Below are 662 nucleotides of genomic sequence, written 5' to 3'. Positions count from 1 at the left end.
GGCTTCAAGCGCCACCTTCGCCTTGAAGTCCGCGCTGTAGTTCTTCCGTTTGCCAGCCACGCTGTTCGTCCTCGTCTTCCTCGGCGGCAAGCTTAGCAAACTGTCCAGTTTCTGGGGACCACCTCAGGGATCCGGAAGCGAAAGGCCCCGCCGTTTCCGGCGGGGCACGATCATTCCTGTCCCTGCCCAGCATCGATCAGGACTTGCGGCCGCGCATCACGCTCATCACGACCGCGCCCACGAACAGCAGGATGAAGATGAAGAACAGGGTCTGTGCGATCCCCGCCGAGGCCATGGCGATGCCGCCGAAGCCGAAGAGACCGGCCACGAGGGCGAGGAGAAGGAATATGAGAGCCCATTGAAGCATTTTGTCGATCCTTTCCATTCCGGTTGTCCTTGTTAAACGCGGATGCGCGACATTGGTTCCAAGGTTCTGCAAATTGGCCAAGGAAACCGCCGATGCTGTGCACCGGAATCCTGTCTGCGCAAAGAAGACGGCGTTGGGATTTCCCTGTGGGACTGATGACTGGGCCAATGTAAGCGTCGTTGGACGGCCACCCGGTTTTCAGGTTGACGGCTGGTAATTCCACGGGAGCAACTCGTCCAGTCGGCCTTGCGGATGGCCGGCGGCGATGGCTTCGAGGGTGGATTTCAGATAGGCG

The 662-nt window shown here is 59.7% G+C and carries 2 protein-coding genes; both read right to left on the bottom strand.

What is annotated here, in order from left to right:
- Window positions 1–196: 196 nt before the first annotated feature.
- Window positions 197–367, bottom strand: coding sequence for a DUF1328 domain-containing protein (locus tag NHN26_RS17375; protein ID WP_132696712.1), 171 nt, complete (start codon window positions 365–367; stop codon window positions 197–199).
- Between the two features lie 198 nt (window positions 368–565).
- Window positions 566–662: transposase domain-containing protein (locus NHN26_RS17370; protein ID WP_435594217.1), on the bottom strand; the 97-nt coding region annotated here is incomplete at its 5' end.

This window comes from Rhodovulum tesquicola (assembly GCF_024128855.1).
GTDB lineage: Bacteria > Pseudomonadota > Alphaproteobacteria > Rhodobacterales > Rhodobacteraceae > Rhodovulum > Rhodovulum tesquicola.
This window is presented reverse-complemented; position numbering and strand designations above follow the sequence as displayed.

Bases quoted from the DNA above. Each gene is read 5' to 3' on its own strand.
- NHN26_RS17375 (WP_132696712.1), bottom strand. From the start codon at position 367: ATGCTTCAATGGGCTCTCATATTCCTTCTCCTCGCCCTCGTGGCCGGT.